Genomic DNA, 13,946 nt, shown 5'->3' on the forward strand with positions numbered 1-13,946 from the left:
TCCTTATTATTCAATCCCATTCAGCACGGATAAACTCATCTTCTGATCCAAGCGGAATAGTTGCGTCCACTCCTGCCTTTACATTCATGCCGTCTCCGATCCTGCAGGGGTCGAGGGAGGATCCCCTGACACCTGATATGATCATGACATCCGTGTCTGCCCGGACGCGTGTTGCGATCGCGAACTCCACATCCGAGGGGTCGTAGATGTTGATGTCTTCATCGACGATGACGACATGTTTGAGCGAGGTGTGGGCGGCGAATGCTGCCATGATGGCATTTTTCCCGTCACCGTCGGTCATCTTTTTGATCTGGACGACCGCATGGAAGTATCCTGCTCCTCCAGGCGTCAGATACACGTCTTTTACGTTCGTGACGCCAGAAACCGCCTGATAGATCCTTGGTTCATACGGGGCACCCATGAGCATTTTGTGTTCTGCGCCGGCCGGGACGATCCCGTGGTAGATGAAATCGGTTTTTGTCCGCATGCCGATGATCTCAAGCACTGGCTGCATACGGACCGGGTCATAGGTCCCGCTGATGTCCACGAATGGCCCCTCTTCATGGAGTTCTTCGGTCAGGTATCCGTAGAGAACGATCTCAGCGTCGGGAACCTGGATTCCGTTTGGACAGGTGAAAAGATCCAGCTCTTTTCCGAGGATCTCTGCAGCATAGTTCATCTCTTTTCCTTCCGGGACCCGGGTGGAGGCGGCAAATGTCACTGCGGGGTGTGTTCCGATCGTGATCGCGATGGGTAGTTTTTTTCCTTCGGAGAAAGCCTGCTTCATCAGTTTGTAGGTATGTCTTCCCTCAACGATCCTGCCGATCAGATGGGTTTCATCCAGGACCTGCAGGCGGTGGATCGAGGCATTGGTGACCCCGTTCCATGCAGAAAATACGATACCTGATGTCAGGTATTTCCCTGCATCCTTCGGGAAATGCTTCATGATCGGGATCTTTGCAAGGTCTGCCTTTTCGAACTGCAGGGTTCCTGCATCCCGGGTTTTTCCTGCGTATGTGCAGGCAGCGAGTGTTTTTACAAGTCTTTCCTTTGGGATGTTGAGAGCGACCGAAAGCGATTCCCGGTCGAAGATGGTGTTCATCACACAGCGGTGACCATCCATATTCGTGAACTCAAGCATTTTTTTAGTTTGGAAAGCACGCTTTGGGGCTTCGTATTTGGAAGAGACCGGTTCATTGATCTCTTCAACAAGCCCTGCTGTTTTCATCTGCTGAATAAAATTTCTCATTATTTCCACCGTGTTCCAATGGTGTGTTCGATCCCGATGTGATCCAGGATCCGTGCGGCGATCATATCTGCAAGTTCGTCGAGAGTTTTTGGCTGTGTGTACAGCGGAGGGGATGCCGGCAGGATCAAGGCACCGGCATCATGGGCCGCGAGCATGTTGATGAGATGGACCCGTGAGTACGGGGTTTCCCGCGGAACAAGGATGAGCGGTCTCCTCTCCTTGAGACAAACGTCAGCGGCTCTCGCAATCAATGTTGTCGAGTATCCGTTTGCGATCTGGGCAAGGCTTTTCATGCTGCAGGGAACGATCACCATCGCATCGAACTGAAACGATCCGCTGGCGATTCCCGCTTCCAGATCTAAATTTTCCTCATAATGTACCGGGTATCCGGAGAGATCGACCCCTTCGAGTTTGGCGACGGTCCGGGCGGTATCCGAGATGACGAGAAAAACTTCGGCTTCCGCGTGTTTGAGCGCCTCAAGTAACCGTTTTGCATAAAGTATCCCGGATGCTCCGGTCACCCCGACGACGATCCTCTTCATAACTATACTATAGTACCTGGGAGTTTATCTTGTTTTGTTGCCCGGCGCAGGGAAAGGACCTCTCGTGCTGCGTCACCAACTTTGTCAAGGACGTCTGCCGGTGCATAAACCCCGAGCCGCCACTGGCCCTGCCGGGTGGCGTTCATCATGGATAACAGCGGGATGATTTCTTCGAAGGCGACAAGGTCGTGCTGGTTTTGTACCTGGACCATCATCCGCATCTCTTTTCGGATCGGCGGGATGTCGAGGATGATCTTTTCTTCAGGTACGCCGGCAGTTTCGGCGATCGCCCGTCTCATCCGGGTCTTCTCTTCTGGTCTGAGCGAAGAGAGCCGGTCCATGTTCAGTTGTTCCCGTCCGGTGTAGACCGCCCGTTTATAGAGATCCCTTCTCCAGATCCTGTGCATCATCTCGCGGGAGATGGCCGAGGGTGAGTTCATGAGGAGGGTCGTTCCGGCGACATCATCCATTCTCATAAATGAGTCAGGGGTGCTGTCGGCAAAATGACTTCTTCCGGCAAGGAGGAACATCTCCTCTGCGATCCTTCCGACATGGTGATAATAGACCGAAGGACCCATGAGTGTTCTGGCAATGAGGAGCGACTCGGCGGCCGCAACGCCGGATTCTTTGATGGCAAGACCGTCGCCGGTGAAAACAAGGGACTGGATAAGCCGGCTCGCATCCAGATTCCCGTACGGGACGCCGGTGTAATGTGCATCGCGTAAAAGATAGTCCATACGGTCGACATCCAGATCCCCGTGAATTATCTCTGCCAGTCGGTGGTTTCCTGCCACGATCCCGGCGATCTCTTTTGGATCCGTTCCGTTCTCTTCCAGGATGTCGGAAATTTCCGGCGTGATGAGGTATGGTCCGATCTCATCGTGTGAGAACGGTCCGTACTCTGCCCGGAGTCTTTCACTTGCATGGGAGAATGGTCCGTGACCTATGTCGTGGAGAAGGGCTGCTGCGCAGACGAGAAACGTGTCGTCCCTGCTCAGGTCAAGCTGACGTGCGAGGAGTGAGGCGAGATGCATCGCTCCAAGCGAGTGTTCGAATCTGGTGTGGTTCGCTCCGGGATAGACAAGGTAGATGAATCCGAGTTGTTTGATGTATCTGAGCCTCTGGACCGCTTCTGTGTCCAGAAGCGGGACAAGAGGCGTTGGGACCTCAATGTATCCATGGACCGGGTCTTTTATCTGTTTTGGCATTTATCAGGATATTCCCAGTGTGTTTTTCAGATCGGCAGGATCCCGTCCCCCATCGCTGAACGTGATGACGGATGTATGTTCTTTGATAATTTTACCGTCTTCTATCGTATATATGATCGCATACTTGCTTTCTCCGTAGTAGACCCGAATCAGCGAAGCTGCGTTGATGTAGTCTCCCTCTTCTGTTCGAATGACTGGGACCTGTGTTCCGTCGGCTGCCGTGGCCGTCAGAAGTTCGACGCCGAACCATTCCTCGAGGTTCTGTGCCTGCCGGTCCGAGGCGGTGTCGATCCCGATTCCTGCAAATCCGAGAGCTACGCCGGTCGAAACCATACATACTGCAAAAATGATCGCTATAATTTTCAGATATGTCTCCATGAGTAGAGTATTCGGGGTATAAGGTAAAGAATTTTTATATGAAAATGAGAAGGAGAATGCCGATTGCGGCACAGATGACCGTACACCATCTGATCGTACTGATGATCGATCTTCCCCCTTCAGCGAGGGTCTGTTCAGGATATCCTATCTGATAGACGCCGGGTTTTTCGAACATGACCCCGCAGCCGCCGGCAATCAGACTCATGGGGATCCCGCCGTTGAAACCAGGGCGTAATTTTCGGTCGTGTTTGAAGATATACCATGCCTGTTTGATTCTTCCTTTGAGAAGGAAGATGAGGAGAAGCACTGCTCCGGTGATTCGTGCAGGGATGAAGGCGAGGATGTCGTCCATTCTGGCAGGGAACCAGCCAAGACGGATCCGTTCGTCTTTGTATCCGAGCATGGCATCCATGGTGTTGGCCGATCGAAACATTACTGCGCCGATGATCCCCATGCCGAAGAGGAGTTCAAAGACCACGAACCAGAATATCGGGGAGATGATGCTGTCTACCAGATTTTCTGCTGCTGATTCATACGCTCCCGACCTGATCTGTTCAAAGGTGAGGGTTTTTGTGTCCCGGCTGACGAGATACTGAACGGCTTTTCTGCCCTCTTCTTCTCCCTGTTCCAGCGCAGTTTCGACTGCTCCGACATGCTCTTCGAGTGAGCGCCACCCGACGCAGAAAGCGAGTACGAGTATGGAGAACGGGAGGGATATGTACCATGGGGTGTAGAGGAGTATGAGAAGACAGGGAAGGATCACTATACTGACGGTCAGCAGCCAGCCGCAGATCCCTATGAACCGTTCCGTTCGACGGTGATAATAGGTCGTGCGACCCCAGAGACCGATGAATCTACCAATAAGAGCTACCGGATGAAAATTAGAACGCGGATCACCGATCAGACGGTCGATGACCAGTCCAAAAAAAAGAGTTACTGCACCGATCGCCATGTAATAATGATCCCGGCAAGCATAATGATATAGAGGATCACTGCCATGACAGTAGTATTGACCGCTGCGGGTGCCTGTATCCAGAAAATAAGAACGATGAAGCCGAGAATTGGAGCGATGAGGTTGATCAGGATCACACTCAGTCCGATCTTTGTCAGAGGAGCACGTTTGCTTTGTTTTTGTACCGGTTCCTGACAGATCGGTTCCTTCTTTTCTTCAAGTTCCGGCAGGATCACATTGACCGTAAACCCGGTACGCCGCATGCCGTATCCGGAGATGACCTGCATCTCAAAACTACCGGGGTTTGCTGAAGGAAGGATGTCGACTTTGATTTCCGACTCGGCCTCGACGTAGAGGTTTTCGTAGGTGAAGTTGGTATATGCCGATCCTTCGGTCCGAAGAGTTGCGTGGGTGGGTGCCCCGTAGTTTACGATCCGGATATGGAGGGGTGTTCCGGCACTGACCTCGACAGAGTCGGTCGAGATTTCGAGTGAGTTTATTCCGAGACGGTTCAGATGGACTTCAACAATTGGCATTTTAGGTTACCTCTGATCTTCTGGAAGGAGATTTGCGATCCCCGATGAGATCGGATACACCCGTTTGCATACGGTACAGGTCAAGAGTCCTTCCATTATTTCTGTATCATTACCCTCCATCTCTGTAAGCATAAACTTTCCCTTGCATACGGGGCAGCAGATGATGTCAAGTATTCGGCGTTTCATTGATTAAAGCTCTGATCTGATGTCGATGATATGTGATTGGTCAGGTCCGGTGGAGATGATCCCGACAGGTTTTCCGGTGTCGGCTTCGATCTGGTCAATGAAAGCCAGTACTTTGGGAGTGAGTTTTGCGTAATCGGTCGCTCCAAAGACGGTCGAGTCGACGTGGTCGACTCCGGTGATGGCGATGGTGGTACAGCCGTTGATCATTGCGGAGTAGCGTGCCATTTTGCCGTCCCAGGTTCCGATACGGCGTTCTCTGTGGGTGACGGCTCCAAACTCCTGGATTCCAAGGGCAATTGATTCTTCGTGGGTGAGTTCGGTTGGGAAGGGTCCTTCGCCGACTCGTGTTGGGAATGCTTTGAAGACAACGACGACGTCATCAATGTTGGTTGGTCCGACGCCAACGTCAGCTGCCATCTGGGATGCCGAGGTGTCTTTGCTGGTGACGAATGGGTAGTTTCCGTAGTAGAGGGAGATCCCAAAGCCCTGTGTTCCTTCAATGAGGACAGAGTCGCCCTTTTCAATAGCGTCGTTGACGCTTTGGGCAACATCGGTGATGTAGGGGGCGAGTTCAGGAATGTCTCTTGCAAGACGGCCTTTCCTCATGACGCGGTCTGAGTTGGCAGGCCCGCATCCTGATCCGGTCGATCCGACTGTTTTAGACAGGTGAGGATCTTTTTTGTCCAGAGTGATGTGTGCCTCTTCGATGATCCCGCAACGGCCGTCGATCTTTGTTCTATCGGCGCATTTGAGGATGTCAAGTTCGTGAGCGAAGACTCTTGGGTCAACGAGTACGCCGCTTCCGATCATGAGTTCCGCTTTGGGGTAGAGGAATCCTGACGGGATCATACGGACAACATATTTTTCGTTTAGTACATTTATGGTGTGACCTGCGTTCGGCCCCACACCGCCGCGGGCAATAATGGTTGCTTTGTCTTTTTGCGCAATGTGGGCGACGATTTTCCCTTTCCCTTCGTCGCCAAAAAAGCCACCGACTATGATCGTACTTGGCATGGTTATCGAATATTATTGGATGCAGTTGGTGATAAGGACTTGGGTTATTGGGTTGCGAACGGAGTGAGCGACCTCAAAGGAGCAAACCGTAGGTTTGCGACCGGGGCGGATCACGACCAGAGAGCGTGGCCAAAGCTTGAGCAAACCCCTGGTTTGCGTGTGCGGCTTACGATGCATCCTTCCTTCAAAGAAAACCACCTCTCTAAATCTCTCCAGCAAAGATGAGGTCCTCGTTCGCACTATTATATTATAGTGCATCTTCTTCCTTCTTGTCGTATGTGACGTATTACCAGCGGCAACATTCCGTCGTTTGTCGAAATGAATTATGCGGTTATTTCGCTTGAATGGTATGCCCCATAAGGATGCGTGTTTTATCTTTTGGCTCACGTTACCACCTATATTGGCCTGGATTCGAGACCCCGACCACAAAGTCTATTATATAACATAATCAAATATCAAAGCATATTCCGTTCATCGGAGTATGACCCTTGCAGAATGCTTATTCGACAAATGTCGAATATCACGTATCGCATGTTAAACATGCACAAACAAATTTACAATCCTAATTTAGGAGGAATTGAAATTGAAAACAACTAAAACTATTGCAGCAGTCCTCGCTGTGTTCCTTGTTGCCGTTCTCTTTATGGGAGCAGCATCAGCAGCACCAGTTGGTGGATCTACTGTATATGTATACCAGTATGGTGCAACAGGAGATGTTGCCCCCACAACGTACTACCTGTACCAGAATGGTCAGGTAGCAGGGTCTGCTACTACTGATGCCACCGGTACATTCGCTTCCGAGGGTATCGTTGCAGGTACATACGATAGCGTAGCTACCGGTCTTACCGCAGGCGCTTTCATCCTGAAATACCCCGCTTTAACTCTTGACGCATTCAAAGCAGGTACCGGAACATCAATCGTCGGAACCTCTGTCTTAAAGAGCCAGAATGTCGATTTAAGTGTGTCTGGAACCAACGGTCTTACCTATGGATTTACTTTTACTACCCCTGAAGGCGGTAAAACCAATGAATTCGGTAAGGATGCAGTAACCGGAGTTCCGCTTGTATTTGCAGACTCCACTGTCTTCCCCGCAGCTCAGCTGAGCAACATTGATATCAGCGATGTTGCCACTGGCGAATGGACCGCAAAGTATGCATTAAAGACTGGTGCTGTTGCGACCAGAATGACAGGAATCACTCCGTCAAAGTACCTTGACTCACCGTCAATTAAGTTCACCGTTGGCGCAGCCGTTACAGAATCTATCTCCATCAATACTGAGAAGATCATTCGCGGCGGCTCCATTCTTGTAACCATCACCGGTGATCCATATGCTGTAGTTCCAGTAACTATTGACTCCCTTGGTTTCACACCTCTTGCTGGTCAGTCAGGTATTACTACAGTAGCTGCTGATTACGATGTAACAACTGGTTACCTTAAAAGCTTCAGAGCAACCCTTAGCTCCTCTGGAACCCGTACTCTCCAGTTCGACTCCAACACTAAGCCACTTGCAATCGACGCAGAAGACACCACTTACACCTTCGCAGCAACCTTCCCTGTGACTCTTGTCACGAAAAAGGCAAAAGTAGCTGTTGAACAGGGTACAGTAACTGTTAAAACATCCCAGGATTCTTACTTTATCGGTAACGATATGACGATTTCCGGTACAAACACCGAGTCTGAAGTTGTTTATCTCTTTATCAAAGGTGCCAACGTAGCAACCACAGGTATTGCCGGTTACTCTGGTCTTACCCCAGTATCAGTTGACTCCGATAACACCTGGAAAGTAACCTTTAACACCAGAACCACCCTTGGTCCATTAGATGCAGGTACTTACACGATCTACGCAGCAGCATCTGCTCTTCCTGTTACCTTTGCATTTGACTCAGACTCAGTATATGAGAGTACCTCAGTTGCTCTTAAACAGCCGTTCCTTACCGCAACTGCAGCATCATCAACTGTTGCACAGGGCGATAAGATCAAGATTACCGGTACTGCAGAAGCAGCTACACAGGTTATGTATTACATCTTTGGTACCAACAAATTCGCTTCCGCAACAATCTCTGTTGATGATGACGGATCCTACTCCAAAGAAATCGCAACCGACAACTTTGCAGCAGGTCAGTACTTTGTTGTAATCCAGCACCCGATGTATGACGGCTGGTTCAACATTGGTCCAGTCCCAGCAGTTCTGCCGGCAACTGGATTTGATATCACTGAGAACACCCTTGGTCCGTATACCTTAGGTACCACTGTTCTGTTCAACACTGTAGAGCGCCAGAGCGCAAATGCTGCTGAAGCACTTTGCGTTGCAATGGACTCTCAGAACATCGATGATATCTACGTGAAACTCACCTTCATCGTTGCTCAGCCAACCCTTACAATGAACTCTGTTTCCGATGTCACCAAAGGCTCTGCCCTTAAAGTCTCCGGAACCTCTAACCTCAAAGAAGGTACTATTGTAACCGTTGATGTCCTTTCAACTGCATTCACTGCTGTTGATAAGAGCACAGTAAGTTCCGCATCCTTCATCACTCTGACCACTAAGGTCGTAAAGGGTGCTGACGGCGTTAACACCTGGGAAGTCACCTTTGACACAACCGGATTAAACGTTGACACTTACACTATCCGTGCAATAACTGACGATCTCTCTACTTCTACGACTGTCAAAGTCCTTGAAGCAACGAAGACTCCAACTGCAACTGCAACTGCAACTGCAACTAAGACTGCAACTGCAACCGCAACTGCAACTCCGACTAAGACTCCCGGCTTCGGTGCATTCCTTGCACTCGCAGGCCTTGGCGCTGTCGCTGTTCTCGTCCTCCGCCGCGACTAAATTCTTCTTGAAGAATTTTAACGGCTAAGACAGATTTGTGTCCCGCATGGGGCACAAATCCCCTAATTTTCCAGAGTTGCTTTTTTGAAGATTTAGTATTCTGGCTATGTTGGTATTTTTCCGTGATGTGGCTGCTTCTCACTCTAGGCATTCTCACTCCCTACTGAGCGCCCCGCACTCGCAAGTCTATCGACTTGCTCGACTGAGGGCACCCCTCCGGGGTCCCCCGTAACACAAAAATCCTTATCCTATCCCGACCAAAAGAGAATCATCATGAACCTCATCCTGGATATTATCGATATCTCTACACCTGTTATTCTTCTAAATGACACTGATGCCCGGCAGATCGGTGTTCTTGAAGGTGATCGTGTAACCATTACCCGCATAAAAACAAAACATACGATAACCGCTCCCGTTTCGATTACCAAAACACTCACTCGTCAGGGAACTGGCACCGTCTCTCTTGGAACTAATGAAACGCTTGCAGCCGAAAAAGGCGATGAAATGGAAATACGTGCTGCTCTTCGACCTGCCTCAATTGCCTTCATTCGAAAGAAAATGGACGGAGGCAAATTCACCCGTGAAGAAACGGCCACCATCATCTCCGACTTGTCATCCAACGTGCTTTCTCCATCAGAAATCACCGCCTACATCACCGCTGCCTACATCAACGGACTCGACATGGATGAAGTTGAATATCTCACCCGGGAGATGGTAGCTTCAGGAGAGCAGATCACCTTCTCGAAAAAACCTGTCGTTGACAAACATTCGATCGGCGGGGTTCCCGGAAACAAAATTACTCTTCTTGTTGTCCCGGTCATCGCCGCCGCCGGTCTTCTCATTCCTAAAACCAGTTCGCGGGCAATCACCGGGGCGGGAGGAACAGCTGATCTCATGGAAGCCCTTGCCCCAGTTGCCTTTTCAGCAGCCGAAATCAAAACAATGACCGAGAAAGCAGGCGGAGTTATCGTCTGGGGCGGGGCAACAAACATCGCTCCTGCTGACGATATCATCGTCACCTACGAGTATCCGCTCAAAATCGATGCCAGAGGTCAGATGCTTGCAAGCATCATGGCAAAGAAAATGGCCGTCGGTTCAGACACCTGCGTCATAGATATCCCGATCGGTCCCGGCACGAAAATTGCTGATGAAATTGAAGGCCGTGTCATTGCAAATGAACTCATTACACTTGGCAACCGTATTGGGATCCGTGTAGAATGTGCCATCACGTACGGCGGGTCTCCCATTGGAAGAAACATTGGCGTAAACCTTGAAGTATCCGAAGCTCTCAGCATTCTGGAAGGAAAACAAGGGGCCAATTCTCTTGTTCAGAAAAGTGTGGCCATCGCCGGAATCGCCCTTGAAATGACCGGTAAAACCGGGGCCGGTTCGGGAGCGGAAGCTGCGCATGATCTGATCAAAAAAGGCAAAGCTCTCAAGAAAATGCTGGAGATCATCGAGATCCAGGGCGGCGATCCAAAAGTCAAATCAACTGATTTCCCATCTGGAGAACATACATTTATTGTTCCATCAGCTTCAGACGGCTATGTGGTCTCCATCAAAAATCAGGCTCTGATTACTATTGCCCGAGCCGCAGGATCTCCGGTAGATCATGGGGCTGGTCTCCACCTTCACAAAAAACCCGGAGAGTATGTCAAACGCGGTGAACCGCTTCTCACCATCTATGCCGAACGCGGCTGGCGGCTAACCCGTGCGATCGAAGAAGCAAGAACCTCCCACCCTGTCCTTGTTGAAGGTATGCTTCTTGAACGGATCTCAAACAACCGATGAACTAATAGGAGTTGACCGCAAAATATGAATACAATGATAAAGCGTATCCTTGCAGTATTATTCCTCCTCTTTCTTTTATGTGGGACAGTCTCGGCTGTCTCCACAACTCTCACCGTAAATGTGTTTGACAACAACGCAAACTACGATGCGGTCAGCGGAGCGAGCGTCACTATTACAAAAGGAGCGATTAGTAACACTCTGTACACTGATGTGAATGGAGTTGCCCAGTTCATTGAGGTTGAATATGGGGGTGTGTACACCATGTCGGTTTACAAATCCGGTTACATCACCCAGACGAAAACCATCACTATAAGTACAATGCCCAGAAGCGAGTCCGTCTATCTCGTCTCTGAAACTCCCGTCTCCATAAAAATCATCAATGAGAATGGAGCCGCTATTTCCGGAGCAGTAATCAGCATAGATGGAAAAGAGGAAGGTACAACTAATAGTGCAGGTTTGCTTCACGTAGGAATGGGGAAAGGTGTGTATCATCTGATCACTGTCAGTGCTGATTCATACGATCCCTACAGCTCATCCCAATATATCGGTACAGATCAGACCTCCCTTACTATTTCCCTAACCAAATCCCAATTTACGCCATTGATCCTTATCTACAATGAGGCGAAGCTTCCTATCTCCGGAGCTGCAGTATATATCAATCAGAAGATCGTCTCTTACTCGGATGCATATGGTCGAGCTCAACTTCCGACCTATACCTCAGGAACCTATGCTCTGAAAATTGTAAAGGATGGTTATGTTTCAAATGAACAGGAGATCCAGTTCAGTTCCGATACACCCGACATCATTGTTGAACTTAACTACTCAGTTGTCCCTCTGATTATCTCCGTGACCGCACATGAAAAACCGGTTCAGGGGGCCATTGTCTACTTTGATGGAACGGTGAAAGGCATCACCTCCTTCAACGGAACCTACACTGCAAGCATTAAACCCGGGACAACTCTCGTTCTCTCTGCATCCGCTGATGGATATACGGGAACCGATGTTACCTATCTGGTTCTTGCTGACTCAAACAACAATGTAACCCTCACGTTATCGGAAAATCTCCCCACAACGTTGATCGGTATTTCTGCTCTTGCCGCAATCATCGTTATACTTATTCTCATCCTGGTTGCCACCGGCAAAAAACGGCGAGGGAAAAAATCAGGAAAAACCAGATCTCCTGCACCAAGCAGAAGGGATTCACTCTGATTTTTTCTATTAACATTATATCTTTGCAAGGGGAATAATAGAAACAGGCATACATGAGGGCATTACTTATAGGAGTCGGAGGTGCGGGATGTCGAATCGTTGAGACGTTATCCCGTCATGATGCAAAAAGTGGTGTGAAAAGTGTCCGCTCTTATGTCTTCGACTCAGATCGTGACCTTATCAATCGGATGTCCGGAATCCCCGCGGTTAACCGGATTGTTTTAACACCCATCGATCCGGTAAAAAAGGTTTACGACCGCGGGACGGATTTTGATACTGGTCATCTCGCAAGTTGTTTTCAGGATGCCGGTGTGGACGAAGTCGATGCAATTTTTGTATGTGCCGGACTTGGCGGCAGAATGGCCGAACTTGTACCGGATTTTGTCAAACAGCTGAGTTCCGCATTTCCCGATCCGGTCTTCACTATTCTGACCCTTCCCGGAAGAAACGAAGGGATCAAAGTCTCTGCCCATGCTTCAGAGACCCTTGAAGCTGTCCGTGCGGTCACAAGTGCCTCTCTTCTCTTCGACAACGAAACATGGTATACACGAATCACCGAGGATATCTCTCTCGCCGCAGAAAAAAACGGCGTTGCTGCCAAACCAACGCTCGAAGAACTTTATCCCCGGCTGAATGAAGATCTTGCTGCCCGAGTGGGTCTGCTCCTCCGTGCCGGCGAGTTTGGTCTCAAAGGTGTTGAGTCAGCTGAAGTTGTTTTGGATGCCGGAGAGATCCTGAATACGTTAACAGGCATGGATCTTGTCGCGGTCGGCTATGCGGTGGAAAAACTTCCGACAGCATGGTCAAGTTTTATGAAAAGACTCCGAGTTGAGGAGTATCTGCTCAACGAAGGACATCTCAGAACATCCCGAATAGTTGAGCTTGCGAAAAAAGCGGTGTATGAGGAAATCTCCGTTCCTTGCGACCTTACCTCGGCAGACAAGGCTCTCATTCTCATATCCGGTCCTTCGAAGGAGCTTTCCATGAAAGGGTTCCAGACAGTTCGCAAATGGATCGACCGGAGTATCAGGGGGCTTGAGATGCGTGCCGGTGATTATCCGGTCAAATCCAAGACGTATGTTGGTGTCATCATCGTTCTTGCCGGCATAGAAAATGTGCCCCGGGTCGCTGAGCTTGATGAGATCAGAATGATCTATGAATCGGAACAGACCAAAGTCTATGGTTTCGAGGAGATAACCGACTCCGACATTCCTCTTTTGACGATGGCAAAAGATGAGGTTATTTTTGAAGACGAATTGGTCGACTTGGGTGAAATACCTGAGGAACAGGATGATGATTTAGATATTGGTGGCCCCATGGAATTCGAAGACGAGGAAATATTTGAAGAACGTATCGTGGTAGAGCAGACGCCTGATCCTGAGGATGATCTTTTTGAGATCGATCCGGTGATCATCCCGACAAAACCTGTCAGGACTCCGGTCGCTGCCCCTCCCAAAAAAGAACCCCCAAAGAAAAAAGATCCGCAGATCCTTGTGGGCGGTCCCAAAAAAGTGGAAAAAATCGACAATACCATTCCCCTTCCGAAACGTGAGAAGAAGGAGGACGGTGTTCTCTCAGGCAAGGCAAACGTCGGCGGAAATGACAAGCCCAAGGAGATGTACGGAGGTGAAAGAAAACCTGCTGTTGGAACAAGGAAAAGACCGGACGCATCCGAGTCCGGTGTTCTGGAGGGCTCGATATCTATGGGTCGCGGTCAGCAGCTTCCGAGAGAAACCGACGGTCATGTCCGAATGGCAGATACCCAGCGCCCGAGGGAAACCGATGGTCATGTCCGAATGGCAGATACCCAGCGTCCGAAGGATACTTCGGATGATAAGGTTCGGATGAAAACATCCCAACGTCCAAACGACACCGGAGGTTCGATCAGGGCTGGAAGTTCCCAGAGAGCAAAAGATGACACTGCGGGGATAAAAATGCAGGGGAACAAAATCGCAAAAGATGTGAACCAGCCGATTCGTGTTACGTCGATCCCTCTCCCGAAAAATATTGACGGCAAAGTAGAAGCGAAGAAAAAAAAGCAGACCTGA

12 protein-coding genes are annotated in these 13,946 nt (G+C 49.7%); 4 read left to right on the plus strand and 8 right to left on the minus strand.

The genetic code is table 11. The features are described from left to right. Positions 1–10: 10 nt before the first annotated feature. From Q7J08_RS04100 to Q7J08_RS04135, 8 genes are read right to left on the minus strand one after another with little or no spacing between them, the layout of a single operon-like run. On the minus strand, positions 11–1,249 hold the full coding sequence (locus tag Q7J08_RS04100; protein ID WP_304910423.1) for a UbiD family decarboxylase: 1,239 nt from the start codon (positions 1,247–1,249) through the stop codon (positions 11–13). Beyond that, positions 1,249–1,791 (minus strand): UbiX family flavin prenyltransferase, encoded by a 543-nt coding sequence (locus Q7J08_RS04105; protein ID WP_304910424.1) that lies wholly within the window; start codon positions 1,789–1,791, stop codon positions 1,249–1,251. Before Q7J08_RS04105 ends, Q7J08_RS04100 begins: the two co-directional genes overlap by 1 nt. A 2-nt stretch (positions 1,792–1,793) precedes the next feature. Continuing rightward, the gene (locus tag Q7J08_RS04110) at positions 1,794–2,999 is read right to left on the minus strand and encodes an HD domain-containing protein (RefSeq protein ID WP_304910425.1); all 1,206 of its coding nucleotides are present in this window, start codon (positions 2,997–2,999) and stop codon (positions 1,794–1,796) included. Positions 3,000–3,002: 3 nt separating this feature from the next. Further along, positions 3,003–3,377: a hypothetical protein gene (locus Q7J08_RS04115; protein WP_304910426.1), complete on the minus strand. Its 375-nt coding sequence runs from the start codon at positions 3,375–3,377 to the stop codon at positions 3,003–3,005. Positions 3,378–3,411: 34 nt separating this feature from the next. Next, positions 3,412–4,329: an adenosylcobinamide-phosphate synthase CbiB gene (gene cbiB, locus Q7J08_RS04120; protein ID WP_304910427.1), complete on the minus strand. Its 918-nt coding sequence runs from the start codon at positions 4,327–4,329 to the stop codon at positions 3,412–3,414. Further along, a complete protein-coding gene (locus Q7J08_RS04125) occupies positions 4,311–4,865 on the minus strand; it encodes a hypothetical protein (protein ID WP_304910428.1) in 555 nt (184 codons plus the stop codon). Before Q7J08_RS04125 ends, cbiB begins: the two co-directional genes overlap by 19 nt. A gap of 6 nt (positions 4,866–4,871) precedes the next feature. Continuing rightward, on the minus strand, positions 4,872–5,051 hold the full coding sequence (locus Q7J08_RS04130) for a methytransferase partner Trm112 (protein WP_304910429.1): 180 nt from the start codon (positions 5,049–5,051) through the stop codon (positions 4,872–4,874). 3 nt (positions 5,052–5,054) lie between these two features. After that, the gene (locus Q7J08_RS04135) at positions 5,055–6,065 is read right to left on the minus strand and encodes an adenylosuccinate synthetase (protein ID WP_304910430.1); all 1,011 of its coding nucleotides are present in this window, start codon (positions 6,063–6,065) and stop codon (positions 5,055–5,057) included. 583 nt (positions 6,066–6,648) lie between these two features. On the opposite strand from Q7J08_RS04135, the gene Q7J08_RS04140 reads away from it, so the two are divergent. From Q7J08_RS04140 to Q7J08_RS04155, 4 genes are all read left to right on the plus strand, one after another. Further along, entirely contained in the window at positions 6,649–8,898 is a 2,250-nt protein-coding gene (locus Q7J08_RS04140) for a PGF-CTERM sorting domain-containing protein (RefSeq protein ID WP_304910431.1), read from the plus strand. Between the two features lie 273 nt (positions 8,899–9,171). Further along, a complete protein-coding gene (locus tag Q7J08_RS04145; RefSeq protein ID WP_304910432.1) occupies positions 9,172–10,689 on the plus strand; it encodes an AMP phosphorylase in 1,518 nt (505 codons plus the stop codon). 24 nt (positions 10,690–10,713) lie between these two features. Continuing rightward, complete coding sequence (locus Q7J08_RS04150; protein WP_304910433.1) at positions 10,714–11,898, plus strand: hypothetical protein; 1,185 nt, start codon at positions 10,714–10,716, stop codon at positions 11,896–11,898. Positions 11,899–11,951: 53 nt separating this feature from the next. Then, a complete protein-coding gene (locus tag Q7J08_RS04155; RefSeq protein WP_304910434.1) occupies positions 11,952–13,946 on the plus strand; it encodes a tubulin/FtsZ family protein in 1,995 nt (664 codons plus the stop codon).

The sequence above is a fragment of the Methanocorpusculum sp. genome (assembly GCF_030655665.1).
Lineage (GTDB): Archaea > Halobacteriota > Methanomicrobia > Methanomicrobiales > Methanocorpusculaceae > Methanocorpusculum.